Annotated in this window: 26 protein-coding genes; 11 read left to right on the top strand and 15 right to left on the bottom strand. The window is 65.4% G+C overall.

Annotated features, from left to right (window positions below; genetic code table 11):
• The first annotated feature begins 14 nt into the window (after positions 1-14).
• The 5 genes from SB764_RS30760 to SB764_RS30740 all read left to right on the top strand — a co-directional run bounded on the left by SB764_RS30760 (position 15) and on the right by SB764_RS30740 (position 6,095).
• Complete coding sequence (locus tag SB764_RS30760; protein WP_336752738.1) at positions 15-911, top strand: polysaccharide deacetylase family protein; 897 nt, start codon at positions 15-17, stop codon at positions 909-911.
• Between the two features lie 149 nt (positions 912-1,060).
• Entirely contained in the window at positions 1,061-1,522 is a 462-nt protein-coding gene (locus SB764_RS30755; RefSeq protein ID WP_065060077.1) for a peroxiredoxin, read from the top strand.
• Between the two features lie 396 nt (positions 1,523-1,918).
• Entirely contained in the window at positions 1,919-3,763 is a 1,845-nt protein-coding gene (locus SB764_RS30750) for a PhoH family protein (protein WP_074984247.1), read from the top strand.
• 279 nt (positions 3,764-4,042) lie between these two features.
• On the top strand, positions 4,043-5,122 hold the full coding sequence (locus tag SB764_RS30745; protein WP_410865903.1) for a C40 family peptidase: 1,080 nt from the start codon (positions 4,043-4,045) through the stop codon (positions 5,120-5,122).
• A gap of 166 nt (positions 5,123-5,288) precedes the next feature.
• The gene (locus SB764_RS30740) at positions 5,289-6,095 is read left to right on the top strand and encodes an SDR family oxidoreductase (protein ID WP_410865902.1); all 807 of its coding nucleotides are present in this window, start codon (positions 5,289-5,291) and stop codon (positions 6,093-6,095) included.
• A 77-nt stretch (positions 6,096-6,172) separates the two neighbouring features.
• On the opposite strand, the gene SB764_RS30735 is transcribed toward SB764_RS30740, so the two are convergent.
• The 9 genes from SB764_RS30735 to SB764_RS30695 all read right to left on the bottom strand — a co-directional run bounded on the left by SB764_RS30735 (position 6,173) and on the right by SB764_RS30695 (position 13,040).
• Positions 6,173-7,183, bottom strand: a complete 1,011-nt coding sequence (locus SB764_RS30735; protein ID WP_065060080.1) for an inorganic phosphate transporter — start codon at positions 7,181-7,183, stop codon at positions 6,173-6,175.
• A gap of 10 nt (positions 7,184-7,193) precedes the next feature.
• Positions 7,194-7,820, bottom strand: a complete 627-nt coding sequence (locus tag SB764_RS30730; protein WP_065060081.1) for a DUF47 domain-containing protein — start codon at positions 7,818-7,820, stop codon at positions 7,194-7,196.
• A gap of 179 nt (positions 7,821-7,999) precedes the next feature.
• On the bottom strand, positions 8,000-9,385 hold the full coding sequence (locus SB764_RS30725; protein WP_065060082.1) for a replicative DNA helicase: 1,386 nt from the start codon (positions 9,383-9,385) through the stop codon (positions 8,000-8,002).
• 183 nt (positions 9,386-9,568) lie between these two features.
• Positions 9,569-10,021 carry a 50S ribosomal protein L9 gene (rplI, locus tag SB764_RS30720; RefSeq protein WP_410865901.1) on the bottom strand — a complete coding sequence of 151 codons (453 nt, stop codon included), beginning with the start codon at positions 10,019-10,021 and terminating at the stop codon, positions 9,569-9,571.
• Positions 10,022-10,048: 27 nt separating this feature from the next.
• Positions 10,049-10,324: a 30S ribosomal protein S18 gene (gene rpsR, locus SB764_RS30715; RefSeq protein ID WP_028216787.1), complete on the bottom strand. Its 276-nt coding sequence runs from the start codon at positions 10,322-10,324 to the stop codon at positions 10,049-10,051.
• A 2-nt stretch (positions 10,325-10,326) separates the two neighbouring features.
• Positions 10,327-10,626: a primosomal replication protein N gene (gene priB, locus SB764_RS30710; RefSeq protein ID WP_028204898.1), complete on the bottom strand. Its 300-nt coding sequence runs from the start codon at positions 10,624-10,626 to the stop codon at positions 10,327-10,329.
• 46 nt (positions 10,627-10,672) lie between these two features.
• Positions 10,673-11,044, bottom strand: a complete 372-nt coding sequence (rpsF, locus tag SB764_RS30705; RefSeq protein WP_028204897.1) for a 30S ribosomal protein S6 — start codon at positions 11,042-11,044, stop codon at positions 10,673-10,675.
• A gap of 225 nt (positions 11,045-11,269) precedes the next feature.
• Entirely contained in the window at positions 11,270-12,202 is a 933-nt protein-coding gene (locus SB764_RS30700; RefSeq protein WP_410865900.1) for an anti-sigma factor family protein, read from the bottom strand.
• Positions 12,192-13,040, bottom strand: coding sequence for an RNA polymerase sigma factor (locus SB764_RS30695; RefSeq protein ID WP_321905766.1), 849 nt, complete (start codon positions 13,038-13,040; stop codon positions 12,192-12,194). The genes SB764_RS30700 and SB764_RS30695 overlap by 11 nt, the downstream gene beginning before the upstream one ends.
• A 208-nt stretch (positions 13,041-13,248) precedes the next feature.
• On the opposite strand from SB764_RS30695, the gene SB764_RS30690 reads away from it, so the two are divergent.
• Both SB764_RS30690 and SB764_RS30685 read left to right on the top strand, forming a co-directional pair.
• Positions 13,249-14,157, top strand: a complete 909-nt coding sequence (locus tag SB764_RS30690; RefSeq protein ID WP_110328128.1) for a metallophosphoesterase family protein — start codon at positions 13,249-13,251, stop codon at positions 14,155-14,157.
• Positions 14,158-14,221: 64 nt separating this feature from the next.
• Complete coding sequence (locus SB764_RS30685; protein WP_321856643.1) at positions 14,222-14,614, top strand: cupredoxin domain-containing protein; 393 nt, start codon at positions 14,222-14,224, stop codon at positions 14,612-14,614.
• A gap of 21 nt (positions 14,615-14,635) precedes the next feature.
• On the opposite strand, the gene SB764_RS30680 is transcribed toward SB764_RS30685, so the two are convergent.
• Positions 14,636-15,547, bottom strand: coding sequence for a substrate binding domain-containing protein (locus tag SB764_RS30680; RefSeq protein ID WP_065060086.1), 912 nt, complete (start codon positions 15,545-15,547; stop codon positions 14,636-14,638).
• A 167-nt stretch (positions 15,548-15,714) separates the two neighbouring features.
• Between SB764_RS30680 and gcl the strand changes: the two genes are divergently transcribed.
• The 4 genes from gcl to lysM all read left to right on the top strand — a co-directional run bounded on the left by gcl (position 15,715) and on the right by lysM (position 20,452).
• Entirely contained in the window at positions 15,715-17,490 is a 1,776-nt protein-coding gene (gene gcl / locus SB764_RS30675; RefSeq protein WP_065060087.1) for a glyoxylate carboligase, read from the top strand.
• A gap of 126 nt (positions 17,491-17,616) precedes the next feature.
• Entirely contained in the window at positions 17,617-18,414 is a 798-nt protein-coding gene (gene hyi / locus SB764_RS30670; RefSeq protein WP_176079299.1) for a hydroxypyruvate isomerase, read from the top strand.
• Complete coding sequence (locus SB764_RS30665; protein WP_258365504.1) at positions 18,302-19,408, top strand: 2-hydroxy-3-oxopropionate reductase; 1,107 nt, start codon at positions 18,302-18,304, stop codon at positions 19,406-19,408. The genes hyi and SB764_RS30665 overlap by 113 nt, the downstream gene beginning before the upstream one ends.
• Before the next feature lie 543 nt (positions 19,409-19,951).
• Positions 19,952-20,452, top strand: coding sequence for a peptidoglycan-binding protein LysM (lysM, locus tag SB764_RS30660; RefSeq protein ID WP_065060090.1), 501 nt, complete (start codon positions 19,952-19,954; stop codon positions 20,450-20,452).
• Positions 20,453-20,545: 93 nt separating this feature from the next.
• Here lysM and SB764_RS30655 read toward each other — a convergent pair whose 3' ends face one another.
• From SB764_RS30655 to cysT, 5 genes are all read right to left on the bottom strand, one after another.
• On the bottom strand, positions 20,546-21,586 hold the full coding sequence (locus SB764_RS30655; protein ID WP_065060091.1) for an asparaginase: 1,041 nt from the start codon (positions 21,584-21,586) through the stop codon (positions 20,546-20,548).
• A gap of 67 nt (positions 21,587-21,653) precedes the next feature.
• Positions 21,654-22,580 carry a CysB family HTH-type transcriptional regulator gene (locus SB764_RS30650; protein ID WP_065060092.1) on the bottom strand — a complete coding sequence of 309 codons (927 nt, stop codon included), beginning with the start codon at positions 22,578-22,580 and terminating at the stop codon, positions 21,654-21,656.
• 99 nt (positions 22,581-22,679) lie between these two features.
• A complete protein-coding gene (locus SB764_RS30645; protein WP_074984256.1) occupies positions 22,680-23,738 on the bottom strand; it encodes a sulfate/molybdate ABC transporter ATP-binding protein in 1,059 nt (352 codons plus the stop codon).
• Between the two features lie 2 nt (positions 23,739-23,740).
• Positions 23,741-24,721: a sulfate ABC transporter permease subunit CysW gene (gene cysW / locus SB764_RS30640; protein WP_336752719.1), complete on the bottom strand. Its 981-nt coding sequence runs from the start codon at positions 24,719-24,721 to the stop codon at positions 23,741-23,743.
• Positions 24,718-25,632: a sulfate ABC transporter permease subunit CysT gene (gene cysT, locus SB764_RS30635; RefSeq protein WP_110328091.1), complete on the bottom strand. Its 915-nt coding sequence runs from the start codon at positions 25,630-25,632 to the stop codon at positions 24,718-24,720. Before cysT ends, cysW begins: the two co-directional genes overlap by 4 nt.
• Between the last annotated feature and the right edge of the window lie 55 nt (positions 25,633-25,687).

The raw sequence follows: 25,687 nt of genomic DNA, 5'->3' as shown, positions 1-25,687 counted from the left end.
GGGGACAACGCCACTTGGCCCGCATCGTTCTCAAGATCGACGTCGACACGCTGCGCGGCACGCGTGAAGGCGTGCCGAATCTCGCGCGCATCTTCGACCGCTACAAGGCGCGCGCGACGTTCCTGTTCAGCCTCGGCCCGGACCATACGGGCTGGGCGCTGCGCCGCGTGTTCCGGCCGGGCTTTCTGAAGAAGGTCTCGCGCACCTCGGTGGTCGAGCATTACGGCATCCGCCAGCTGATGTACGGCGTGTTGCTGCCCGGCCCCGACATCGGCGTGGAAGCGGCCGCGCAGATGCGCGCGATCCACGAAGCCGGTTTCGAGTGCGGCATCCACACGTGGGACCACGTCTACTGGCAGGACAACGTGCGCACGCGCGACGCGCAATGGACCGCGCGTCAGATGCAGAAAAGCTTCGACCGCTTCACGCGCATCTTCGGCACGCCGCCCGTCACGCACGGCGCGGCAGGCTGGCAGATGAACGAGTCGGCGTTCGAGCAGATCGACGCCTGGGGCATGCAGTACGCCTCGGACGGGCGCGGCCATTCGCCCTATCGTCCGGTCGTGAACGGCCGCACGCTCAACCACGTGCAGATGCCCACCACGCTGCCCACGCTCGACGAAGTGCTGGGCGTCGATGGCGTGGACACGGACACCGTCGCCGCGTGGATGCTCAAGCTCACCGAGAACAATCCGCACGATCAGGTGTTCACGCTGCACGCGGAACTCGAAGGCCAGAAGCTCGCGCCCGTGTTCGAACAGCTGCTCGCGGGCTGGCGCGCACAGGGCCACACGTTTGCCACGATGGGCGATTACCATGCGACGCTGGACCCGGATTCGCTGCCATCGTACCCTGTCACCTGGGGCGAGATCGCGGGCCGTTCCGGCCAGTTGATCGTCCAGCCCGACTGAACCCCGCCGCCCGCGCCACCGCGCCTGTCTTCGCGCACGCAGCCCATGCCGCCGGCACGGCGCCGCGAGCGGCACACACCGTCCCGGCCGACCGGCGCCCGCGCCGCCCCCGCGCCAGCCAATAACAAAGGGAGAGCCACGTGCCTGACGTGACCATCGCTGTCGACCAACCCGTTCCCGACTTCACCGCGCCCGCCACGGGCGGCGACTTCACGCTCTCGAGCCTCAAGGGCAAGAAGGTCGTCCTCTACTTCTATCCGAAAGACAACACGCCGGGCTGCACGCGCGAAGGCATGGAATTCCGCGACCTGTTCGCGAAGTTCAAGAAGGCCGGCGCCACGATCGTGGGCGTCTCGCGCGACAGCGTTCGCTCGCACGACAACTTCAAGGCCAAGCTCGAACTGCCGTTTACCTTGGTATCGGATGGCGACGAAGCGCTCTGCTCGCTCTTCGGCGTCATCAAAATGAAGAAAATGTATGGCAAAGAAGTGCGTGGAATCGAGCGCTCCACCTTCCTCATCGACGCCGACGGCGTGCTGCGCCGCGAGTGGCGCGGCCTCAAGGTTCCGGGCCACGTCGAGGAAGTTCTGGAGGCTGTACAAGCGCTTTGAGGCGCGTTATATTGGGCTGCAATGAGTGCCTGTCCAACCCATTTTTTGATGCATTGCAGCGGTCTCGCAACCGGTCACGTCGTGGCCGGAAATGCGCTTCCGGGGCAGCGTGTCAGCACAGCAGTCAAGCCGCTTGCCTCGTCAGTCGGGGCGGCGGCTTTTTTGTTGGCCTTTCTGTTGAATGTCACTCCCTCCACGCCGCGCCGGCGTAGCGACCCGGTGCGCGTCAACGTCAAGGAGCCGATCGAAAAACAGGCGAACCGGCATTTTCAGACCTGAGCGCGCACCCAGCGCGGTCACGGCGGCGGCCCACCCGGCTGTCCGCACGCGCCGCCCGAAAGCGCACCTTACTGGGTAACCCCGCGACCACTCGACCCGATTTTTTCGAGGGACACCATGCCTTTGCCTACTCCCCCCAGCAAGCTCGGCAACCTGCTGCCGCCCGAGGAATACAAGGCGCGCGCGAAGCCCTCGCGCAGCACCCGCAAAGCCGCGGGTGAGAACGACGCCGCCGATGTTGCCTCGGAACTTGCCAACGACGCGACCGCCTATGGCGCGGCAAGCGTCGCCCAACCGATGACCGAGGCCGCGAACGCCGCGACCACGCTGCGCACCGTGCCGCTGCCTTCCGCCAGCGCCGAACTCGCCGCGCTCGAACCCGTCGCGCCGGCCCCCGCACGAAAACGCAAACAGACCGCCGCGTTGCTGCAGCCGCTCCAGACGCCCGCGGCCGAAGCGCCCGTTGCGCGCAGCGGCAAGCAACCCGCCGCGAAAACCTCGGGCGGTACGGCCGCACCGGCCACGCGCGGCAGCACGAAAAAACGCGTGCATCCGGAAGAAGCCGTCGAAGTCCAGAAGCTGTTCGTGCTCGACACCAACGTGCTGATGCACGACCCGACCTGCCTGTTCCGTTTCGAGGAACACGACGTCTATCTGCCGATGATGACGTTGGAAGAACTCGACAACCACAAGAAAGGCATGTCGGAAGTCGCGCGTAACGCGCGTCAGGTCAGCCGTACGCTCGATCAGCTCGTGGCGAACGCGGGCACGATCTCCGAAGGCATTTCGCTCGCGCGCCTCGGCAGCCGCGAAGCGCTCGGCCGCCTGTACTTCCAGACCACGCTCACGCACATCGATCCGGTCGACGGCCTGCCCGAAGGCAAGGCCGACAACCAGATTCTCGGCGTGGTGCGCGCGTTGCAACGCGACCGGCCGGACCGCCTCGTCGTGCTGGTGTCGAAAGACATCAACATGCGTATCAAGGCGCACGCGCTCGGCCTGCCCGCCGAAGACTACTTCAACGACCAGGTTCTCGAAGACAAGGACCTGCTCTACTCGGGCATCCGCGCGCTGTCGCAGGACTTCTGGGCGAAGCACGCCAAGGGCATGGAGTCCTGGCAGGACACCAAGACCGGCACCACGTATTACCGCGTGACCGGGCCCGAGTGCGCGTCGATGCTCGTCAACGAGTTCGTCTATCTCGAGCCGCAGAACGGCGAGCCCGCGTTCCACGCGATCGTGCGCGAGCTCAACGGCAAGACGGCGCTGCTGCAGACGCTGCGTGACTACGGCCACCACAAGAACAACGTGTGGGGCATCACGGCGCGCAACCGCGAGCAGAATTTCGCGCTGAACCTGCTGATGAATCCGGAGATCGACTTCGTCACGCTGCTCGGCCAGGCCGGGACGGGCAAGACGCTTGTCGCGCTCGCGGCGGGCCTCGCGCAGGTGCTCGACGACAAGCGCTACAACGAGATCATCGTGACGCGCGCGACGGTGCCGGTCGGCGAAGACATCGGCTTCCTGCCGGGCACGGAAGAGGAAAAGATGCAGCCGTGGATGGGCGCCTTCGACGACAACCTCGAAGTGCTCCAGAAGACCGACGACGCCGCCGGCGAATGGGGCCGCGCCGCGACCCAGGAGCTGATCCGCTCGCGCCTGAAGGTCAAGAGCATGAACTTCATGCGCGGCCGTACCTTCGTCGACAAGTATCTGATCATCGACGAGGCGCAAAACCTCACGCCCAAGCAGATGAAGACGCTCGTGACGCGCGCGGGCCCCGGCACGAAGATCGTGTGCCTCGGCAACATCGCGCAGATCGACACGCCGTATCTGACCGAAGGCAGTTCGGGTCTGACTTACGTGGTCGACCGTTTCAAGGGCTGGGCGCATAGCGGGCACGTGACGCTGGCGCGCGGCGAGCGTTCGCGTCTGGCCGATTACGCCTCGGACATTCTCTAAAGCGCTCTGCCGGCGCGGGTTTCTCGCCGCGCCACGCCTGTTGAGCCGTACCTGGAAGGACCGCATCCGGATCGCCGGATGCGGTCCTTTTTTTCTTGTGCGTCGCCCGCGCCCACAGGAGTTTCGGCCCTTCAGGGCGTGCCGACCCCGCAACAGATCGCCCGCGAACTTCAAGTAATTCTTGAAGAATTCTTGCCGAAGCCGTGTCCCACGGGCTACCATCCGCTCATTACCGGTTTTCCCCAATGGCGGACGCGCGTCGTTCGCCGTCCGCTTTTCATGCGCCGACTCTGGCTTCCGTTGCTGATCGTGATATTCCTTGCGGCGTGTTCGAGCGCGCCGCAGAAGGTGTCGCGCGGCGGCGGATCGAGCGGCGGCTACGCCTGGCGCACCAAGCCGCCCGGCTTCCCCAATTTCGTCGACCACAGCATCGGCCGCGAGGAAATCTCGATCCAGGCGATGGGTCTCGTCGGCATTCCCTACCGCTGGGGCGGCAATACGCCCGATAGCGGCTTCGATTGCAGCGGTCTCGTCAAATACGTGTTCGCGCGCGCCGCGTCGGTCGATCTGCCGCGCACCACGGCCGACATGAGCCAGCGCGGCGAGTCGATCGAGCCGGACGAAATCGCGGCCGGCGACCTCGTGTTCTTCAACACCACCGGGCGGCCGCACTCGCACGTGGGCATTTACGTGGGCAATCTGCGCTTCGTGAATGCGCCGTCGACGGGCGGCACCGTGCGGCTCGACTATCTGACCAATCCGTACTGGTCGAAGCATTTCGACGGCATCCGCCGCATGGCGCCGCCCAAACGCGCGCCGAGCACGCCGTTCGATACGCCGACTTACGAGGCGGCGACGCCTGCTCCGGTCGCGCCGGCCGCAAACGTGGCGGTTGCCGCGCCTGCGGCTCGCGTCAGCGCTACGGCGGTGGATCAGCGTCGCCTGACGAGCACGCCGCCAACTACCTACACGAGTACGGCGACGAGCACCGCCGCGATACCTGCATCGCCCGCGCCGCAGGCCGCGTCCGCCGACGCCTTCGAGCCGCCGCCCGCCGCGATGGGTGCTGCGCAGATGCAGGCCCGCGACGCGGGAGCGGTTGCGCCGATCGCCGCCGCACCGAGCGCCGCCGCGCCCGACGCCATCGATGCCGCCGCCGACGCGTTCGAGCCTCCACCGCCCCGCGCGGCCGCCGCCGAACGTCAGGCCGCGCAGGCCGGTTCAACGGCCATCCAGTCGACCCAGCCCGCTCAGGCGCCGGTCCAGATCATGCGCGCCTCGACCGCCGGCGCCGCATCGCCCGCCCCCACGCAATCGAGCGACGACCCGATCGCACGCTTCGCGAACGGCTCGTACTGAACAACGCCCCCGCCGCGTACCCGCGCACACGCCGCCGGCTGACGCGGCATCCAGCCCGATTCGCCCTGGCCGGATGGCCAACGCGGCCTTTCGGCGGTTTCGTGCATCCGCCGCGTCTGCTATCGTTTTGGTACTGTTTTTAGACTTTTTCCGCAGCGAGGCAGCGATGGATCTCGGACATGGCAACAAGGTGGTGCTGATCACAGGCGGCAGCAAGGGCATCGGGCTCGCCTGCGCCCGCGCGTTTGCGCAGGAAGGCGCGAAAGTGGCGATCGTGTCGCGCGATCCGGCCAATCTCGCGCGCGCCCGCGAGCAACTGGCCAGCGAAGGCCTGCACGTGCATCTCACGCGCGCCGACCTGCACGAGGCGCACAGCGCCGCCGACGTGGTCGAAGAAGTCTCCACGGCCGTCGGGCCCATCGACATCCTGATCAACAGTGCAGGCGCGGCCCGCCGCTACGACCCGGAACTGCTCGACGCCGAGGCCTTCAAGGCCACCATGGAAGCCAAATACTTCCCGTATATCTATCCGCAGCAAGAAGTGCTGCGCCGCATGGTCGAGCGGATCAAGGCCGGCAAGGCGCTGGAACCGGGCGCGATCGTCAACATCATCGGCATGGGCGGCAAGTACGCGAGCGACATCCATATCGCGGGCGGCGCGGCCAACGCGGCGCTCATGCTCGCCACCGTGGGTCTCGCGCACTATCACGCGCGCTACGGCATCCGCATCAACGCGATCAATCCTGGCGCCACGCTCACGGAGCGCCTGCAGGAAGCCGTGAAACTGGAAGCGGGCCGCGAAGGCACCAGCGCCGAAGAAACCCTCGCGCGCGGCGAGGCCAAGGTGCCGCTCGGGCGTTATGCCAGACCCGAGGAGATCGCCGACGTCGCGCTGTTCCTGGCCAGCCGCCGCGCAAGCTACGTAACCGGCGCCCTCGTGCCGATGGACGGCTGCAGCACGCCCATGATCTGAACCGGCGCGGCAGCGCTGGCGGGCAAAAAAAACGGCACCCGAAGGCGCCGTTTTGCAACACTGTGGCGGAGGCCCGCTTACATCAGCCGATGGCCGATCCACCAGCCCGCCGCGGCGAGCGTAGCCGAAGCCGGAATGGTCAGCACCCAGGCCCAGACGATGTTGCCCGCCACGCCCCAGCGCACGGCGCTGAGCTTTTGCGTCGCGCCCACGCCGACGATCGCGCCGGTAATCGTGTGGGTGGTCGACACGGGAATGCCGAGCCACGAAGCCGTGAAGAGCGTCAGCGCCCCGCCCGCTTCGGCGCAGAAACCGCCCACTGGCTTGAGCTTGGTGATCTTCTGGCCCATGGTCCGCACGATGCGCCAGCCGCCAAACAGCGTGCCGATACCCATCGACAGATAGCAGCCGCCGATCACCCAGATAGGCGGCGCGTCCGAGCCAACCGCCGAGTAACCGGTTGCGATCAGCAGCATCCAGATGATGCCGATGGTCTTCTGCGCGTCGTTGCCACCGTGGCCGAGGCTATAGAGGCCCGCCGAAACCAGCTGGAAGCGCCGGAAACGCCGGTCGACCTTGCTTGGTGGTGTGCGGAAATACAGCCACGACACCAGCAGCATGAACAACGAACCGAGGATGAAACCGAGCAGCGGCGAAATGAAGATGAACGCCACGGTCTTCATGAGCCCGTCGAAATTCAGCGAATGCCAGCCCGACTTGGCGAGCGCCGCACCCACGAGACCGCCGATCAGCGCGTGCGACGAGCTCGACGGAATGCCGTAGTACCACGTCAGCACGTTCCAGCCGATCGCGCCCACCAGCGCGCCGAACACGACGTAGTGATCGACGATATCGGGGTCGATGGTGCCCTTGCCCACCGTCTGCGCCACCTTCAGGTGGAAGACGAAATAGGCGATCACGTTGAACATGGCTGCGAACGCCACCGCCTGCTGCGGTTTGAGCACGCCGGTGGACACGACGGTGGCGATGGAATTCGCCGCATCGTGAAAGCCGTTCATGAAGTCGAAGATGAGCGCGATGGCGACGAGTGTCGCGACCACCCAGAGGGCGAGTTGTATCGAATGCATCGTGGTTGGCTCAGGCGTTCTCTAGCACGATGCCTTCGATGATGTTCGCGACATCCTCGCACTTGTCGGTGATCGCTTCGAGCAATTCGTAGATCGCCTTCAGCTTGATCAGATTCTTGACGTCGTCTTCCTCGCGGAAAAGCTTCGAGATCGCGCCGCGCAGCAGGCGGTCGGCGTCGGACTCGAGGCGGTCGATGTCTTCGCACGCTTTCAGGATGTCGCGCGCCTGCTTCATGTCGGAGAGCAGCGCCACTGCTGCCTGCACACGCTCGGCCGACGCCGTGACCACGTGCGCGAGTTCGCTCGCCTCGGCCGTCACGGCCTGCACGTCGTACAGCGAAATGGCGGTGGCGACGTCTTCCATGAGGTCGAGACAGTCGTCCATCGTCGTGATGAGCTTGTGGATCTCGTCGCGGTCGAGCGGCGTGATGAAGGTCTTGTGCAGCAAGTCGATGCACTCGTGCGTCAGCTTGTCGGCGGCCTTTTCGGCGCTCTGCACGTTCTGTTTGTGGACTTCTGCGTCAGCCAGATTGTCGATCAGGAGCTCGAGCTCACGGCCAGCGGAAACGATGCACTTCGCGTGCGCGTTGAAGATTTCGAAGAACTTGCCCTCGGTGGGCATGAATCGACCGAACATTGGGATCCCGGTAATTGGTCTCGGATTGCCGTCACAAAACGGCAAGATAGCCGTCATAAAACGGCAATATTGTAACGTCAGGAGGAAAGGGCCGCACTTGTCGACGGACACGGCAGCGGCATTTGCGCCACTATTGCGCATAAGCCGCCTGCCGCGTCTTGACAGTTCAGACGGCGCCCTTACTCGCTCCCATAGAAGGTTTGCGCGCCGGCAAAATTGTCGAACTTCGTGTATTGACCATGGAACGTGAGTCGAACGGGACCGATCGGACCGTTACGCTGCTTGCCGATGATGATCTCGGCGGTGCCCTTGTCGGGGCTGTCCGGGTTGTACACTTCGTCGCGGTAAATGAACAGGATCACGTCCGCGTCCTGTTCGATTGCGCCCGATTCACGCAGGTCCGACATCACCGGACGCTTGTTCGGACGCTGTTCGAGGCCGCGGTTCAGCTGCGAGAGCGCGATCACGGGCACATCGAGTTCCTTGGCCAGACTCTTGAGCGAACGCGAGATTTCCGAAATTTCGGTCGCGCGGTTTTCGCCGCTGCCCGAACCGCTCATCAGCTGCAGGTAGTCGATGATGATGAGGCCGAGCTTGCCGCACTGGCGCGACAGGCGCCGCGCGCGCGAGCGCAGTTCCATCGGGTTCAGACCGCCGGTTTCGTCGATGAAGATCTGCGCCTCGCTCATTTTCTGCACGGCGTGCGTGAGCTTCGGCCAATCCTCGTCGGTCAGGCGGCCCGTGCGCATGCGGTGCTGGTCAAGGCGCCCCACCGAACCGAGCATACGCATGATGAGCTGCGTGCCCGGCATTTCCATCGAGAACACCGCGACCGGCAGGCCGTATTCCACAGCCACATATTCGCCGACGTTCATCGAAAACGCGGTCTTACCCATCGACGGACGGCCCGCCACGATAATCAGTTCGCCGCCGTGCATGCCCGAGGTCATGCGGTCGAGGTCGATGAAGCCCGTGGGCGTGCCCGTCACGTCGCTCGGATTGGCCGTGTGGTAGAGCGTGTCGATGCGCTCCACGACCTGTGTGAGCAGCGGCCCGATTTCGAGGAAGCCCTGAGTACCGCGCGCGCCGTCTTCGGCGATCGAGAACACCTTGGCCTCGGCCTCGTCGAGCAGCTGACGCACTTCCTTGCCTTGCGGATTGAAGGCGTCGGAGGAAATTTCGTCGGCGACCGACACGAGGCGGCGCAGCACCGCGCGATCGCGCACGATTTCCGCGTAGCGGCGGATGTTCGCGGCGCTCGGCGTGTTCTGCGCCAGCGCGTTGAGGTACGCGAGACCGCCCACGTCCTCGGCCTTGCCCGAGGTGCCGAGCGATTCGAACACGGTCACCACGTCGGCGGGACGCGCAGACGAGATCAGGCGGCCAATATGCTCGAAGATCAGGCGGTGATCGTAGCGGTAGAAGTCGCTTTGCGAGAGGAAGTCGGCAATCCGGTCCCAGGCGCCGTTATCCAGCAGCAGGCCGCCGAGCACCGATTGTTCGGCTTCGATCGAATGCGGCGGGACTTTCAGCGACTCGAGTTGGGGATCTTTCGGAGCGTTCATGGAGGGCAATTATCGGACAGCGGACGGGCGCTCACAAGCTTCAAAAAGTGCAACAGCGCGTGCAAGCAAGCGAGTGCGATGAGCGCGCAACAAAAAAGGCAGAAGCCCTGCGGCTCCTGCCTTTCTTGTTCTTTGCGACGTAGAACGGCGCGAACACGCGGTCCGTGAGGACCGCATGCGTGCTTAGGCGTGTTCGCCCAGCACCGACACCGTGATGTCGACGAGCACGTCCGTGTGCAGCGAAACTTGCACCGGGTGATCGCCAACGATCTTCAGCGGGCCTTCCGGCAGACGCACTTGCGCCTTTTCCACTGCGAAGCCTTGCTTCGTGAGCGCTTCGGCGATGTCCGCGTTCGTGACCGAACCGAACAGACGGCCGTCGACGCCGGCCTTCTGACCGATCTGAACGGACAGGCCGCTCAGCTTTTCGCCTTCGCCTTGGGCAACTGCCAGCTTTTCAGCGGCGGCCTTTTCGAGTTCAGCGCGGCGAACTTCGAATTCAGCGATTGCGTCCTTCGTTGCGCGGCGAGCCTTCTTGTTCGGGATCAGGAAGTTACGTGCGTAACCGTCCTTCACCTTGACGATGTCGCCGAGGTTGCCCAGGTTGACGACTTTTTCCAGAAGAATGATCTGCATTCTATTGCTCCTTGTAGCGTCGTCTTATTAGGCCTTGTGCTGGTCGGTGTACGGCATCAGCGCGAGGAAACGCGCGCGCTTGATAGCCGTGTCCAGCTGACGCTGATAGTGGGCCTTCGTACCCGTCAGACGAGCCGGCGTGATCTTGCCGTTTTCGCCGATGAAGTCCTTCAGCGTTTCGATGTCCTTGTAGTCGATCTGATCGACGCCTGCAGCCGTGAAGCGGCAGAACTTCTTACGCTTGAAGAGCGGGTTTTGCTGTTGACGACGCTTGTCGAATTTCTTACCAGTCGGGCGGGGCATGATTAGTCCTTTCCTGTACCTTGCATTTCGGTGATGTGAAACACCAGGGTTCGCGCGTTGCGGTGCTTTTTCGCCAGAAAACCGGTGAAGAGCGCTTCCACGCCCATCTCGCAGCTTTCGACCAGACCGCAGGCCTTGCCTGCCGCCACCGCGGGCATCGTGAGCTCGACGAATCGGGGAATGCCCGCTTCGACGACCTCCGTGCGGTGCTGCAACGTGACGCTGGCAATCGGAACGCCGGCGGGGGTATACCGCACCGGTTCGCGTTCGACGACGCTAGCCGTGAGTTGCAGCCTGTTCACGCAGTGTGCTTAAGCAAGTGAGCTCGAATCCTGATGGCTTGTGTAATTAAGCCTGCGCTTCGGTCGGCTGAGCAGCCGCCTTCTTGGCTTCTTCGCGCTGCACTTCCTTCATCATCGGCGACGGGCCGGTTTCGGCCTTCTTCATCTTGACGATGAGGTGACGCAGCACAGCGTCGTTGAACTTGAACGCGTGTTCGAGTTCGTCGAGCGTGGTCTGGTCGCATTCGATGTTCATGCAGACGTAGTGAGCCTTCGCGAGTTTCTCGATCATGTAGGCCAGTTGACGACGGCCCCAGTCTTCGATGCGGTGGATCTGGCCGCCGTGCGACGTGATCGTGCCCTTGTAACGCTCGATCATCGCGGGCACTTGCTCGCTTTGATCGGGGTGCACGATGAAGACGATTTCGTAATGACGCATATTCACTCCTTGTGGATTAAAGCCACCCGGGCGTCGGAACCGGTGCGGCAAGTGAGAAGCCGAAGATTGTAGCGCGGCCACGCTACGCGCGCAAGCCAAATCATGCAGTGACGTGCTGAATCAGGCGTGTTTTCAAGGACTTGCGTGGTGCGCACGGCGGCGCGATACGCGCCAAGCAGGCCCAAAGCCGGCCCAAAGCGGACCCAAAGCGGCGAAAAACGCGCCCTAGCCCCCACTTCCGCCGCCCGCGAGCCGGGCGTCGAGCGCGGCGCGCAGGCCGACGAGCGCATCCGGCCCGGCGTCGGTGACGGCCCACCAGGTCATGCCGCCCGCCTGCCAGTGTGCGAGCGCGTAGCCGTCGTCGCGCGGCGGCGCGGCGGCGTCCGCCTGCGGGCCGGACACGCCCGGCGGGAACACGTAGACGTCGATCACGTGCTTGCGGAAGCGGTACACCAGCACCGCGACGCGCTCGCGCCCCACGTAGTCGAGCCGGCCGCCCACGAGCGGAAAGCCCTGCGCGGCGAGATCCTCGACCGGCGGCGCGTAGTCGATGCGGCCGTTGAACCACGGCTTCACCGTATGGCGATCGGTCGAGATCACGTCGAGATCGCGGCCCGAGATCTGCGCCCGCACGTGGCTCGCCACGAGTTCGTCGACGAAAGCGTCCGATGCGACCGGTTGACGCAGATGCAGCGCCACGACGACGCCTAGCGCACACAGCGCGAGCACGCCCAGCGCCGACCAGGCGAACGCCGGCGCGCGCGCGCCCGACGCATTGCCCGAACCACTGAAGCCAACGAGGGACGGCCACCTCCAGCCCGCGAGCCGGCCCGCCTTCCCACCGGATTTCCCGCCGGCCGCAGACGGCGATTGCGGAGCGCGCTCGGTGCGCACGCCATCGTCGCCCCGCAGCGGAGCCGGTTCCGAACTCGCCGCCTCGAGCGGCGGCAAGGCCGCCACGATGCGCGCGGCCAGTCCCGACGGCGCGCGATGATAAGGCGCGACGCGCACGGCCCGCGAAATCGCCTGCGCGGTATCGGCCGCCTCGCGGCACGGCGCGCAGTTGTTCAAATGCTCGCGCACGCGCCATTCGTCCGCGGCGGAGAGTTCCCGATCGACGCTCGCATCGAGCAGCGGGCGCGCTTCATCACAGTTCATCAGGCGCCTCCGTCGTGCGGCTCACCGTGGAATTCGAGGTCGGCGCGACCCCGGGCGACATCGACGGCACAGCACTTCCGCCGTCGACGGCCGGCTCCTCGCGGAACCGGCCGTCTGGCCCCCGACCGGATGGTCTCCACGCCTTGCTGTTGCCCCCGAAATCGGTCTTGCCATCCTGCCTTGCGGCTATCGGCGATGACGGCGGTATTTGTGTCTGCGCACAGCCTCTCGCACCATCAGCCGCGCCCCGCGCGTGTTGCGCCGCCAGCATCGCCGCGAGCCGTTTGCGGCCACGCGAGAGACGCGACATCACCGTTCCGACCGGCACGTCGATGACCATCGCGATCTCGCGGTAACCCATTTCCTCCAGCTCGCGCAGCACCAGCACTTCGCGATACTCGACCGGCAGACGCTGCAGCGCGTCCTGCACGCGGCGCGCGTCCTCGGCGCGGATCGCGAGCGTTTCCGGATCGACACTGCCCGTTTCCCAGCCGTCCGGCGGCGTGTCGTCACGCAGCTCGTCGAACGGGGCAACTTCTTCCGCGCCTGCCCGTCGCCGCCACTCGTCGTACCAGACCCGCCGCACAATCGCGAGCAGCCACGGCCGCGCCTGATCGCCGCGAAACGTATCGAAGAAGCGGAACGCGCGCAAAAACGCGTCCTGAACGATGTCCTCGGCGTCGCCGGGATTGCGCGACAACCAGCGCGCGAGGTTGTACGCGGCGTCCAGATGCGGCAGCGCCAGCGCCTGAAAGCGCGCATTGCGCGCCCGCGCGTCCTGCACGTCCTGTGCATCGCGCTGCGTCTCGCCGTGCTGCCCGTTCGCGGTTTCGCCCACGTCGTCCCCTCGCGCCCTAGTGCGCCACCTTCATGCCAACGTTCGTCCCACATCGGCATGACTGGCTTCACGGGCAGTTTATTCCCGCGAATCCCGCGCGAAATCAAAAATAAATCGGGAATGGAACGATGCCGACACCGGTATGGCAGTCATGCGCCGATGCAAAGCCGACAAGCAGACGCGCCCCACCCTCCACGAGGAGACCGACATGCCGACCACCCCCGCGCCTCTTTCGCGCCGACACTTCCTGAAGCTGGCCGCGCTCGGCGGCGGCGCCGTATTCGCTTCGGCGCTGCCCGGCTGGGCCTCGGGCCAGGCGGCCGGCCACGCCGATTTTTTCTTCGTCCAGCTCTCCGACGCCCATTGGGGCTTCGAAGGGGCGGCCATCAATCCGGATGCGAAAGGCACGCTGCCCAAGGCGATCGCCGCCGTCAACGCGCTGCCCGCCACGCCCGACTTCGTCGTCTTCACGGGCGACCTCACGCACACGACCGACGATCCGGCCGTGCGCCGCGCGCGCATGCGCGAGTTCCAGCAGATCGTCGCGGGACTGCGCGTGAAGCCGCTCTATCTGATGCCCGGCGAGCACGATGCGAGTCTCGACAACGGCGAGGCGTTTCGCGAGATCTTCGGCGCGACGCACTACACCTTCGATCATCGCGGCGTGCATTTCGTGGTGCTCGACAACGTCTCGGACCCGGCGGGCCGTATCGGCGACGCGCAACTCGCCTGGCTCGCCGACGATCTCGGCCGCCAGCCCGAGGACGCGCGCATCGTCGTCTTCACGCACCGGCCGCTGTTCGATCTCGCGCCGCAGTGGGACTGGGCGACGCGCGACGGCGCGCAGGCCATCGCGCTGTTGCAGAAACACGCGAACGTCACGGTGTTCTACGGCCACATTCATCAGGAGAACCACACGATGACGGGCTCGGTCTCGCACCACGCCGCGCGCTCGCTGATGTTCGCGCTGCCCGCGCCGATGTCGCAGCCCAAGCGCCTGCCGGTGCCGTGGGACGCGGCCGCGCCGTACAAGGGACTCGGCTGGCGCAGCGTCGATGTCGATGGCGCGCCCGGCGCGTTTGCGCTGACCGAGGTGCCGATCCGCGAGATCGGGTGAACGTTGTCACGGGACCGAAGCGCACACAACGCGCACACAATTCGCACAAAACCAGGAGACCACCATGCTGAAGCTTCATCGTTTGCGCGCCCGCGAGCCGCGCCTTGCGCGCCGCCGCTGGCTCGCGCTCGCGGCCGCCGCCATGGGCACAGGCGCGTTGATGCGCGTGGACGCACAGGCCGCGCCGCGCGTCATCAAGGTTCACGCGCGCCGCTTCGTGTTCACGCCCGACCATATCGCGCTCGCGCCGCACGAAAGCGTCATATTCGAGTTGACGTCGCAGGACACGACGATGGGCTTTTCGATTCCGCAATACGGCGTGCGCGCCGACGTGCCGCCCGGCAGCGTCGTCAAACTCGCGGCCACGGCGGGCGACGCGGGCACGGTGCAGTTTCTCTGCGACATCTTCTGCGGCTCGGGCCACGAGACGATGAACGGCGTGATCACGGTCGGGTAGGCGAAGCCGCGGACCGGCGGCTCAAACGTCGTCGGTCCAATAGCCCGGCCGCGAATAGATCGCCTTCAGATAATCGATGAAATAGCGCACCTTGGCCGGCACATAGCGCTGCTGCGGATACACGGCGAGGATGTCGTAATCGGGCAGCGCGTACTCGTCGAGCACGGTTTCCAGTTCGCCGCGCGCGAGCTGCGCGTCGATCTCCCAGGTCGAGCGCCAGCCGAGCCCGAGCCCTTCCGTCACCCAGCGGTGCAGCAACTCGCCGTCGTTGCAGTCGAGATTGCCGCCCACGCGCACGGTCGCGAGCTTGCCGTTGCGGCGGAAATACCAGCCGCGATTCTGTCCGCCTTGCAGATTGAACGCGAGGCAATTGTGGTTCGGCAGATCTTCGAGCGATTTCGGCCGGCCGTGCTTGCGGAAATAGTCCGGCGTGCCGCACACCACGCGCCGGTTCGAGGCGAGCTTCACGGCGACGAAATTCGGATCGACCGAGCCGCCGATGCGGATCGACAGGTCGTAGCCCTCGCGCACCAGATCGACCACGCGGTCAGTCAGGTTGAAGGACACCTGCAACTCGGGTTTGTCGGCGAGAAATTCGGGCGCGAGCGGCGCGACGTGCTTGCGCCCGAACGCGGCGGGCGCCGAGACGATCAGATGCCCGTTCACCACGCGCCGCCCCACCGACAGCTCGTTCTCCGCCTGCTCCCATTCCGCCAGCAGCCCGCGGCAGCGCTCCAGAAACGCGGCGCCTTCCTCGCTGACCACGAGCCGCCGCGTCGAGCGGTACATGAGCTTCACGCCGAGGCGCTTTTCGAGCGCGTCGATCCGGCGGCCGAGAATCACGGGCGACACGCCCTCCTCCAGCGCCGCTGCCGCGAGACTGCCCGCCTCCGCGACGCGCACGAAGGTCTCGATCTGCTTGAAGCGATCCATCGTCTGTCTCCTTCCGTTTCTCTCGTCGCCCGGTCATTCCATACTTTTTGTATCGAAATAAGCGACCCGGACTGATCTTATCAAACCTTTCCTGCAAGCCTACAGTGACTCTCAAGCGCTGTATCCCTCGGCCTGTTCAGGCCGCCGCGACATTCAGGAGACATTTCATGGCCAAAATGAGAGCCGTCGACGCCGCCGTGCTGGTGCTCGAAAAAGAAGGTATCGACACCGCGTTCGGCGTGCCGGGCGCCGCCATCAATCCGTTCTACTCGGCGCTCAAGAAAGCCGGCGGCATCACGCACGTGCTGGCGCGTCACGTCGAAGGCGCCTCGCACATGGCCGAAGGCTACACGCGCGCCGCGCCGGGCAATATCGGCGTGTGCATCGGCACCTCGGGCCCGGCGGGCACCGACATGATCACGGGCCTCTACTCCGCCCAGGCCGACTCGATTCCGATCCTCGCGATCACGGGCCAGGCGCCGCGCGCGCGTCTTTACAAGGAAGATTTCCAGGCCGTCGATATCGAATCGATCGCCAAACCCGTCACCAAGTGGGCCGTGACCGTGCGCGAGCCGGCGCTCGTGCCGCGCGTGTTCCAGCAGGCGTTTCATCTGATGCGCTCGGGACGTCCGGGTCCGGTGCTGGTCGACATGCCGATCGACGTGCAGCTCGCCGAAATCGAATTCGACATCGACACCTACGAACCGCTGCCGGTCTACAAGCCGAAGGCGACGCGCAAGCAGATCGAAGCCGCGCTCGAACTGCTCAACGCGAGCGAGAAGCCGCTGATCGTTTCGGGCGGCGGCGTGCTCAACGCAGCGGCCGAAGACCTGCTCGTGCAATTCGCGGAAACCGTGGGCGTGCCCGTGATTCCGACGCTGATGTCGTGGGGCGCCATCGCCGACGACCATCCGCTGATGGCCGGCATGGTCGGGCTGCAAACCTCGCACCGCTACGGCAACGCGACGATGCTCGCCTCCGACTTCGTGCTCGGCATCGGCAACCGCTGGGCCAACCGCCATACGGGCAGCGTCGAGGTCTATACGAAGGGCCGCAAGTTCGTGCACGTCGATATCGAGCCGACGCAGATCGGCCGCGTGTTCGGTCCGGATCTCGGCATCGTCTCGGATGCGAAGGCCGCGCTCGAACTGTTCGTCGAAATCGCGCAGGAATGGAAGGCCGCCGGCAAGCTCAAGGATCGCAGCGCGTGGGTGGCCGACTGCCAGCAGCGCAAGGCCACGATGCACCGCAAGACGCATTTCGACAACGCGCCGATCAAGCCGCAGCGCGTCTACGAAGAAATGAACAAGGCGTTTGGCCGCGACACCTGCTACGTGAGCACGATCGGTCTTTCGCAGATCGCGGGCGCGCAGTTCCTGCACGTCTACAAGGCGCGCAACTGGATCAACTGCGGCCAGGCCGGCCCGCTCGGCTGGACGATTCCGGCGGCGCTGGGCGTGCGTGCGGCCGATCCGTCGCGCCCGATCGTGGCGCTCTCGGGCGACTACGACTTCCAGTTCATGATCGAGGAACTGGCCGTGGGCGCGCAGTTCAAGCTGCCCTACGTGCACGTGCTCGTGAACAACTCGTATCTGGGCCTGATCCGCCAGGCGCAGCGCCAGTTCGACATGGACTTCTGCGTGCAGCTCGCGTTCGAGAACATCAACGCGCCGGAAGTGAACGGCTATGGCGTCGATCACAAGACCGTGGTCGAAGGTCTCGGCTGCAAGGCGCTGCGCGTGTTCAAGCCCGAGGAGATTGCACCGGCGCTCAAGCAGGCGCAATCGATGGCCGCGGAGTTCAGCGTGCCGGTGGTCGTCGAGGTGATTCTCGAACGTGTGACCAATATTGCAATGGGCGCAGAGATCGACGCGATCAACGAGTTCGAGGAACTCGCCGACAAGCCGGAACACGCGCCGACCGCGATCGCCCTGCAATCCTGATGATTCGACGAAACAGTATTCGTCGTATTGCCTTAGTGTTTGTGTAGTGCTTCCACCCGCTTTTCGCGCTCAGCCCTGATGCGCGAAAAGCGGACGCTCCCACCCTGACCGACCCGCGAGACACTCATGCCGAAATTCGCCGCGAACCTCACCATGCTGTTCAACGAAGTGCCGTTCCTCGACCGCTTTGCCGCGGCTGCCGAGGCGGGCTTCGATGCCGTGGAATTCCTGTTTCCTTATCCGTACAAGGCCGCCGAACTCGCCGAGCGCCTGAACGCGCACGGCCTCAAGCTCGTGCTGCACAACCTGCCGGCCGGCAACTGGGAAGCCGGCGAGCGCGGCATCGCCTGTCTGCCCGATCGCAAGAGCGAATTCAAGGAAGGCGTGGGACGTGCGATCGAGTACGCCCGCGCGCTGCGCGTGCCGCAACTGAACTGCCTCGTCGGCATTCCGACGGCGGGCGTCGATCGCGATACGGCGCTTGCGACCATCGTCGAGAACCTGCGCTACGCGGCGGGCGAACTGAAGCGCGAAGGCATCCGCCTGCTGGTCGAGCCGTGCAACAGCTACGACATTCCGGGCTTCGCGCTGAACCGTTCGGCCGAAGCGCTCGGCGTGATCGAGCAGGTCGGCTCCGACAATCTGTTCCTGCAATACGACATCTATCACATGCAGCGCATGGAAGGCGAACTCGCCGCGACCATCAAGAAGCAGTTCGCGAAGATCGCTCACATCCAGCTCGCCGACAACCCCGGCCGCAATGAGCCGGGCACGGGCGAGATCCACTATCCGTTCCTGTTCGATCTGCTCGATTCGCTCGGCTACGAAGGCTATATCGGCTGCGAATACAAGCCCAAAGCGGCCACCGTCGACGGCCTCGGCTGGTTGCGCAGCGCGCAGCAACGCGCCGCCGAACTCGCCTGATTTCACGCAGCGCCGACGTCCGCGCCGCGCGTACCGCACGCATCGACTTATCGAACCGCATTCGACTCAACTGGAGACAACACAGATGGCAAAGATTGGTTTTATCGGCCTCGGCATCATGGGCGCGCACATGGCGCGCAACCTTCTGAAGGGCGGCCACACGCTGGCCGTCAACGGCAAATATCCGGTGCCCGACGATCTGCGCACGCAGACGACCGTGGTCGCCGACTCGACCGCCGTCGCGCAGGCGTCGGACATCGTGATCGTGATGGTGCCCGATACGCCCGACGTGCAGAACGTGCTGTTCGCCGACGACGGCGTGGCCAAGGGTCTCTCGGCCGGCAAGCTCGTGATCGACATGAGTTCGATCTCGCCGCTCGAAACGCAGCAGTTCGCGAAGCAGATCAACGCGCTCGGCTGCGATTATCTCGACGCGCCGGTATCCGGCGGCGAAGTCGGCGCACGCGACGCCACGCTCTCGATCATGGTCGGCGGCCCGGAAAAGGCCTTCAACCAGGCCAAGCCGCTGTTCGAGATCATGGGCAAGAACATCTCGCTCGTCGGCGACAACGGCGCGGGCCAGACGACGAAGGTCGCGAACCAGATCATCGTGGCGCTGAACATCGAAGCCGTGGCCGAGGCACTGCTGTTCGCCGCGCGTTCGGGCGCCGATCCGGAGCGCGTGCGCAAGGCGCTGATGGGCGGTTTCGCGTCGTCGCGCATTCTCGAAGTGCACGGCGAGCGCATGACGAAGCGCACGTTCAATCCGGGCTTTCGCATCGAGCTGCACCAGAAGGACCTGAATCTCGCGATCGACGGCGCGCGCAAGCTGGGCATCGCCCTGCCGCATACGGCGAGCGCGCAGCAGCTCTTCAGCGTGTGCGCGGCGAACGGCGGCAAGGCGTGGGATCACTCGGCGATGATCCGCGCTCTCGAAATCATGGCGAATTTCGAAATCGCGCAGGCGCCGGAAGCGCAGGCGAAGGCCGCGTAAGCGACGCTAAACGTAGCGCAAGCCGCTGTAGCGATGGACGAATCGGCGATGCGTGCGAGCAAGGCACACGCATCGCATCGCCGGTTCCATCCAGCGGCGTTCGAACGATAAGAAACACCTTCACGTATTCACGTATTCACGCATTCAGGCCGGCGCGCGCGACGCGACGGCCATCGGTGGGGCGCTTCGTGGCGGCGGCAACCGCTGCGAGGCAAATCGGGGCCGCTCTGGGCTGAGGGCGGCCAGTGGGGTCCGAAAGCGGCACTCGGCGACGACGGGGAAGCCTTGGTCGGTCAGACGTCGTCTCCGGGTGTCCGCCTGTCGGATGGCCGCGCCCTTCAATTCCCGCACTGCCCACGCGCAACGCCCGCGCGGCATTTCACAATCTTTTACCTCCTCGCGCTGGACGCGTTCGCGTCCGCGTTTCTAGAATCGTGCTTTCATTCGTGTGTCACGCCGGCAGCGCAAGGTGAACGCGCAGGTCAACGCGCAACTGGCTGCGTGGTCACTCAATCAACCCCCAGCACGTGAGGAGTGTGATCGATGGGCATTATCAATTTCATCAAGGAAGCCGGCGAAAAACTGTTCGGCTCGGCCTCCGCGCCGGCGCAAGCCGCCGAACCCGCCGCCGCACCGGCTGCGAATCTCGCGGACCTGAACCAGAAGGCCGGCGACGCGATCGCGGCCTATATCCGCTCGCAGGGCCTCGACGCCGACAACCTCGGCGTGACCTACGACGGCGTCTCGCACACCGTGACCGTCACGGGCAACGCCGCCGATCAGCCCACCAAGGAAAAAATCCTCGTGGCCGCGGGCAACGTCCAGAACGTCGACAAGGTCGACGACCAGCTGACCGTCACGAATCCCGCACCGGAAGCGCAGCACCACACGGTGGTCGCGGGCGACAACCTCTGGAAGATCGCCGAAAAGTACTACGGCAGCGGCGCGAAGAACGACGTCATATTCCAGGCCAACACGCCGATGCTCAAGAGCCCGGACAAGATCTATCCGGGTCAGGTGCTCGTCATTCCGCCGCTGCAGTAAAGTAAAACCTGCGGCCGGAACGGAAACGGGCCTTGCGGAGCGATCCGCAAGGCCCGTTTTACATGCTGATTCTCGTGCTGCGCGAGTCAGCGATCAATACGTATCGAACACGCGCTGCAAGGCGTCCTTCTGCGTGTTGCCCGCGGCCAGCGCGAGCATCAGCAGCACACGCGCCTTGTACGGGCTCAGCGTGCCCGCGGAAACGAAGCCGAGCGCGTCGTCCTTCGCCGCGCCGTTGTGCATCACGTGACCCGAACCCACGCGCGAGGCGCGCACCACGGCCACACCTTGCGCAGCCGCGTCGGCGAGCGCCTGCTGGAGCGTGGCGTGGATCGAACCATTGCCCGTGCCCGCCACGACGATGCCGCGCACGCCCGCGCTCACGAGCGCATCCACGGCAATGCGCGAGACGCCCGCGTAACTCGTGACGATGTCGACCTGCGGCCACTGCGCCGCGTCGTCGACCACCGCGAACGGCGTATCGAGCGTGTGCGGGCGCAGCGCGCGGCGCTGGAAGTCCACGCGGCCGTCCTGCACCCAGCCCAGCGCACCAATTTCCGGCGACTGGAACGCATCGACGGCATAGGTGCTGATCTTCGCGACGTCGCGCGCGCAATGCATGCGGTTGTTGAACGCGACGAGCACGCCCTGCCCGGCCGCCGCGCCGCTCGCCGCGACCGTCACGGCATTGAGCAGATTGAGCGGACCGTCGGCCGACAGCGCAGACGCCGGACGCATCGCCGCCGTGAGGATCACCGGCTTGGCGCTCTTCACGGTCAGATGCAACAGATAGGCGGTTTCTTCGAGCGTGTCGGTGCCGTGCGTGATCACCACGCCGTCGATGTCGTCGTCGGCGAGCAAGGCATTCACGCGCTGCGCGAGCGTGGTCCAGAGCGCGAACGACATGTCCTTGCTGTCGACGCTCGCGACCTGCTCGGCGTGAATCTGCGCGACCGCGTCGAGGCCCGGCACGGCGGCCAGCAGTTGCGCCACGCCGATCACGCCGGCCTGATAGCCCGCCGTATTGGCCGCGTCGGGCGCGGAACCGGCGATGGTGCCGCCCGTGGCGAGCACCGCGATGCGCGGCAGCGCCGAAGCGCCGGCCGCGTTCTGGGAAGAAGAGGAAGTAGTCATGGCGGCGATTTTAAGCGATCCGACTGCCGCCGCCATCTGGCCCGTTAGCCGGGCCAATCAACACGCCTCAGACCACTTCGCGCAACTGGCTCGCGATCTGCTGCTCGGTCAGTTGCGGCGCGAACATCTCGATCAGCCGGTACGCGTACTGACGCAGGAACGCGCCCTTGCGCAGACCCACGCGCGTCGTGCTCGCCTCGAACAGGTGCTGGGTGTCGAGCGCGACCAGTTCGCTATCGCGCTTCGGATCGTAGGCCATCGCCGCGACCACGCCCACGCCCATGCCGAGTTCGACGTAGGTCTTGATCACGTCCGCGTCGATGGCGGTCAGCACCACATCGGGCACCACGCCCGCTTTCGCGAACGCCTGGTCGATGTGCGAGCGGCCCGTGAAATCCTGGTCATAGGTGATGATCGGATATTCGGAGATGTCTTCGAGCGTGAGATTCTCGCGGCCCACGAGCGGATGCGTCTTCGGCACGACCACCACGTGATGCCACGAATAGCACGGGAACGTCACGATATCGGGGAAACGATCGAGCGCTTCGGTCGAGATGCCGATATCGGCCTCGCCGTTGATGATCATCTGCGCGATCTGCTGCGGATTGCCCTGGCGCAGCGCCAGATGCACCTTCGGGAACACCTCGCGGAACTGGTGCACGACCTTCGGCAGCGCGTAGCGCGCCTGCGTGTGAGTCGTCGCCACGACGAGGTGGCCGCTGTCCTGATCGGCGAACTGGCGCGCCACGCGGCGCAGGTTCTCCGCGTCGAGCAGCATGCGCTCGATCAGTTGATGCACGGCCTTGCCCGGCTCCGTGAGACCCGTGAGGCGCTTGCCGCGTCGAATGAAGATGTCGACGCCCAGCTCGTCCTCCAGATCCTTGATCTGCTTCGACACACCCGACTGCGACGTGTACAGCACGTTCGCCACTTCGGTCAGGTTCATGTTCTGCCGCACGGCCTCGCGCACGAAACGCAACTGCTGAAAATTCATGTTCTTCTCTCCGGAACTGCCGACCGTTTATTGATGTTTTTAGTGTAGTGGATGCGCGGCTAGCCGCGCATCGTTGCGCCGATATTGTGCTGATTGGGTTTATTGCGCCGGAAACACGCGCAGGCCGCGCGGCACCGCCGTCACGCCGTCGCCGACCGAAAGATCGAGCGCGCGCCACGCCTCGCGGTCGAGCTGCGCTTCGAGCGCGCCGCCCGTGCGGCTTTCGAGTTCCACACGCACCGAACCGCCCAGCGTCACCACGCGGCGCACGTCGACGACGATGCCGTCGCCATGCTGCGCCGCGTCGCGATGCAGCACCAGATCGTGCGGACGCACATAGGCGAGCGCCGGACCTTCGAAACCCGCCTGCACCGAGATCGCCTGCGCCGCGCCATCGGCGACAAAACCGCTCGCCGTCACGCTGCCGCGCAAACGGTTCGCCGCGCCGAGGAACTCGTAGACGAACGCCGTCTGCGGATGATCGTAGACGTCCTGCGGGCTGCCCACCTGCTCCACGTGACCGTGATTCATCACGACGATGCGGTCGGCCACTTCGAGCGCTTCTTCCTGATCGTGCGTGACGAAGATCGTCGAGATATGCAGATCGTCGTGCAGACGGCGCAGCCAGCCGCGCAATTCCTTGCGCACCTTCGCGTCGAGCGCGCCGAACGGCTCGTCGAGCAGCAGCACTTTCGGCTCCACCGCGAGCGCGCGCGCCAGCGCGATACGCTGACGCTGGCCGCCCGACAGCTCGGACGGATAGCGCTGCGCGAGCCAGTCGAGCTGCACGAGCTTGAGCAGTTCATGCACCTTCTCGCGGATCACCGCTTCCGACGGCCGCTCGTTGCGCGGCTTCACGCGCAGGCCGAACGCCACGTTCTCGAACACCGTCATGTGACGGAACAGCGCGTAATGCTGGAACACGAAGCCCACCTGACGCTCGCGCGCGCCCACCTCGCCCACGTCCTGACCTTGCAGCACGACCTGACCTTCATCGGCGTATTCGAGGCCCGCGATCACGCGCAGCAGCGTGGTCTTGCCGCAACCCGACGGCCCGAGCAACGCGACCAGTTCGCCCGCCGGAAAATCGAGCGAGACGTTGTCGAGCGCGGTGAAGTCGCCGAAGCGCTTGTGCAGATTGCTGACGGTGATGCCCATGATTACAGCTCCTGTTGAAGCGATTGACGCGCGGCGCCGGTGCGGGGCGCGGGTTGCGAATGAGGTTGATTGCCCGACGCGGCCGCATAAGCGGGCGGCGGACCGGCGTGGGCCGGCACGTCGTCGTCGCGCAGTTCGGCGGACATGTGGCGCTCGGCAAGCAGCTTGAGCCCCAGCGTCACGAGCGCGAGCAGCGCCAGCAACGACGCCACGGCAAAGGCCGCCGCGAAGTTGTATTCGTTGTAGAGAATCTCGACGTGCAGCGGCATGGTGTCGGTCTGGCCGCGAATGTGACCCGAGACCACCGAGACCGCGCCGAACTCGCCCATCGCGCGCGCATTGCAGAGAATCACGCCGTACAGCAGACCCCAGCGGATGTTCGGCAGCGTCACGCGGCGGAACATCTGCCAGCCCGACGCGCCCAGCACGTGCGCGGCTTCTTCTTCGTCGGTGCCCTGCGCCTGCATCAGCGGAATCAGCTCGCGCGCGACGAACGGGAAGGTCACGAAGATCGTCGCGAGCACGATGCCCGGCACCGCGAAGATGATCTGCACGTTATGGTCTTCGAGCCACGGACCGAACCAGCCCTGCGCGCCGAACATCAGCACGTAGACGAGGCCCGAGATCACCGGCGAGACCGAGAACGGCAGGTCGATCAGCGTGGTGAGCAGCGCCTTGCCGCGGAAATCGAACTTCGCGATCGCCCACGACGCGCACAGGCCGAAGGCAAGATTCAGTGGCACCGCGATCGCGGCCGTGATCAGCGTGAGCTTGATGGCGGCGAGCGCGTCGGGATCGGCGAGCGATTCGAAATAGAAGCCGATGCCCTTCGAGAGCGCCTGCCAGAACACCGCGACGAGCGGCACCACGAGGAACAGCGCGAGAAACGCCAGCGCGATGCCCGTCAGCAGCCAGCGCACCCACGGCGCTTCGGTCACGGGGTTGGGACGACCTGCCGGAATACGGCGTGCGTTCGTGCTCATTGCGCACCTCCGGCGGCGGCTTGCGTGGTTTGCGTCGTGGTTTGCGTTGCATTCGGCGCACGCGGCGCGCCGCCACCGCGGCTCGTGCGGCGCTGCAAATACCATTGCAGCGTGTTGATCAGCAGCAGCATCACGAACGACACGCACAGCATCACCACGGCCAGTGCCGTCGCGCCTGCATAGTCGTATTGCTCGAGCTTGGTGATGATGAGCAGCGAGGTGATTTCGGACTTCATCGGCACGTTGCCGGCGATGAAGATGACCGAACCGTACTCGCCCAGCGCGCGCGCGAACGACAGCGCGAAGCCGGTCAGCAGCGCGGGAAACGCCGCCGGCAGCACGACGCGGCGGAACGTCAGCCAGCGCGACGCGCCGAGGCACGCGGCCGCCTCTTCCTGCTCGCGCTCGAACTCTTCGAGCACGGGCTGCACCGTGCGCACCACGAACGGCAGGCCGATGAACGTCAGCGCGACCAGCACGCCGAGCGGCGTGAAGGCGATCTTGAGTCCGAGCGGCTGCAGATACTGGCCGATCCAGCCGTTGCCCGCGTACACGGCCGCGAGCGAAATGCCGGCCACCGAGGTCGGCAGCGCGAACGGCAAATCGACGAGCGCGTCGATCACGCGCTTGAACGGGAACGTGTAGCGCACCAGCACCCACGCGAGCAGAAAGCCGAACACCGCGTTGATGAGCGCGCCGCCGAGCGCGGCGGTAAACGTCAGGCGGTACGACGCGATCACGCGCGGCGACCACACGGCGCGCACGAATTGCGCCCAGTCGAGCGTGGCGGTCTTGAGAAAGGTGGCCGCGAGCGGAATCAGCACCACGAGGCTCAGATAAGCCACGGTGATGCCGAGCGTCACGCCGAATCCCGGCAGCGCGCCTGGCTTGCGTAATCGGAACGTCGTCATGCTGGATCTCTTCACATGGGTTGCGCGTCTGTTGCGCCGAAAGGCGCGCCTCATA

This window comes from Paraburkholderia sp. SIMBA_027, assembly GCF_046535315.1.
In the GTDB taxonomy this organism is placed as follows: Bacteria; Pseudomonadota; Gammaproteobacteria; order Burkholderiales; family Burkholderiaceae; genus Paraburkholderia; species Paraburkholderia tropica.
The sequence above is the reverse complement of the archived record's forward strand: the minus strand, read 5'-3'. Positions and strand labels throughout refer to the sequence as shown.

Coding starts and splice junctions, on each gene's coding strand:
- rplI (WP_410865901.1), bottom strand. CDS start 10,021: ATGCAGATCATTCTTCTGGAAAAAGTCGTCAACCTGGGCAACCTCGGC.
- SB764_RS30735 (WP_065060080.1), bottom strand. CDS start 7,183: ATGCATTCGATACAACTCGCCCTCTGGGTGGTCGCGACACTCGTCGCC.
- rpsR (WP_028216787.1), bottom strand. CDS start 10,324: ATGCCCCGCCCGACTGGTAAGAAATTCGACAAGCGTCGTCAACAGCAA.
- SB764_RS30685 (WP_321856643.1), top strand. CDS start 14,222: ATGCTGAAGCTTCATCGTTTGCGCGCCCGCGAGCCGCGCCTTGCGCGC.
- SB764_RS30650 (WP_065060092.1), bottom strand. CDS start 22,580: ATGAATTTTCAGCAGTTGCGTTTCGTGCGCGAGGCCGTGCGGCAGAAC.
- SB764_RS30730 (WP_065060081.1), bottom strand. CDS start 7,820: ATGTTCGGTCGATTCATGCCCACCGAGGGCAAGTTCTTCGAAATCTTC.
- SB764_RS30725 (WP_065060082.1), bottom strand. CDS start 9,385: ATGAACGCTCCGAAAGATCCCCAACTCGAGTCGCTGAAAGTCCCGCCG.
- SB764_RS30655 (WP_065060091.1), bottom strand. CDS start 21,586: ATGACTACTTCCTCTTCTTCCCAGAACGCGGCCGGCGCTTCGGCGCTG.
- SB764_RS30690 (WP_110328128.1), top strand. CDS start 13,249: ATGCCGACCACCCCCGCGCCTCTTTCGCGCCGACACTTCCTGAAGCTG.
- SB764_RS30745 (WP_410865903.1), top strand. CDS start 4,043: ATGCGCCGACTCTGGCTTCCGTTGCTGATCGTGATATTCCTTGCGGCG.
- rpsF (WP_028204897.1), bottom strand. CDS start 11,044: ATGCGTCATTACGAAATCGTCTTCATCGTGCACCCCGATCAAAGCGAG.
- hyi (WP_176079299.1), top strand. CDS start 17,617: ATGCCGAAATTCGCCGCGAACCTCACCATGCTGTTCAACGAAGTGCCG.
- cysW (WP_336752719.1), bottom strand. CDS start 24,721: ATGAGCACGAACGCACGCCGTATTCCGGCAGGTCGTCCCAACCCCGTG.
- gcl (WP_065060087.1), top strand. CDS start 15,715: ATGGCCAAAATGAGAGCCGTCGACGCCGCCGTGCTGGTGCTCGAAAAA.
- SB764_RS30700 (WP_410865900.1), bottom strand. CDS start 12,202: ATGAACTGTGATGAAGCGCGCCCGCTGCTCGATGCGAGCGTCGATCGG.
- SB764_RS30645 (WP_074984256.1), bottom strand. CDS start 23,738: ATGGGCATCACCGTCAGCAATCTGCACAAGCGCTTCGGCGACTTCACC.
- cysT (WP_110328091.1), bottom strand. CDS start 25,632: ATGACGACGTTCCGATTACGCAAGCCAGGCGCGCTGCCGGGATTCGGC.
- SB764_RS30680 (WP_065060086.1), bottom strand. CDS start 15,547: ATGGATCGCTTCAAGCAGATCGAGACCTTCGTGCGCGTCGCGGAGGCG.
- lysM (WP_065060090.1), top strand. CDS start 19,952: ATGGGCATTATCAATTTCATCAAGGAAGCCGGCGAAAAACTGTTCGGC.
- SB764_RS30750 (WP_074984247.1), top strand. CDS start 1,919: ATGCCTTTGCCTACTCCCCCCAGCAAGCTCGGCAACCTGCTGCCGCCC.
- SB764_RS30740 (WP_410865902.1), top strand. CDS start 5,289: ATGGATCTCGGACATGGCAACAAGGTGGTGCTGATCACAGGCGGCAGC.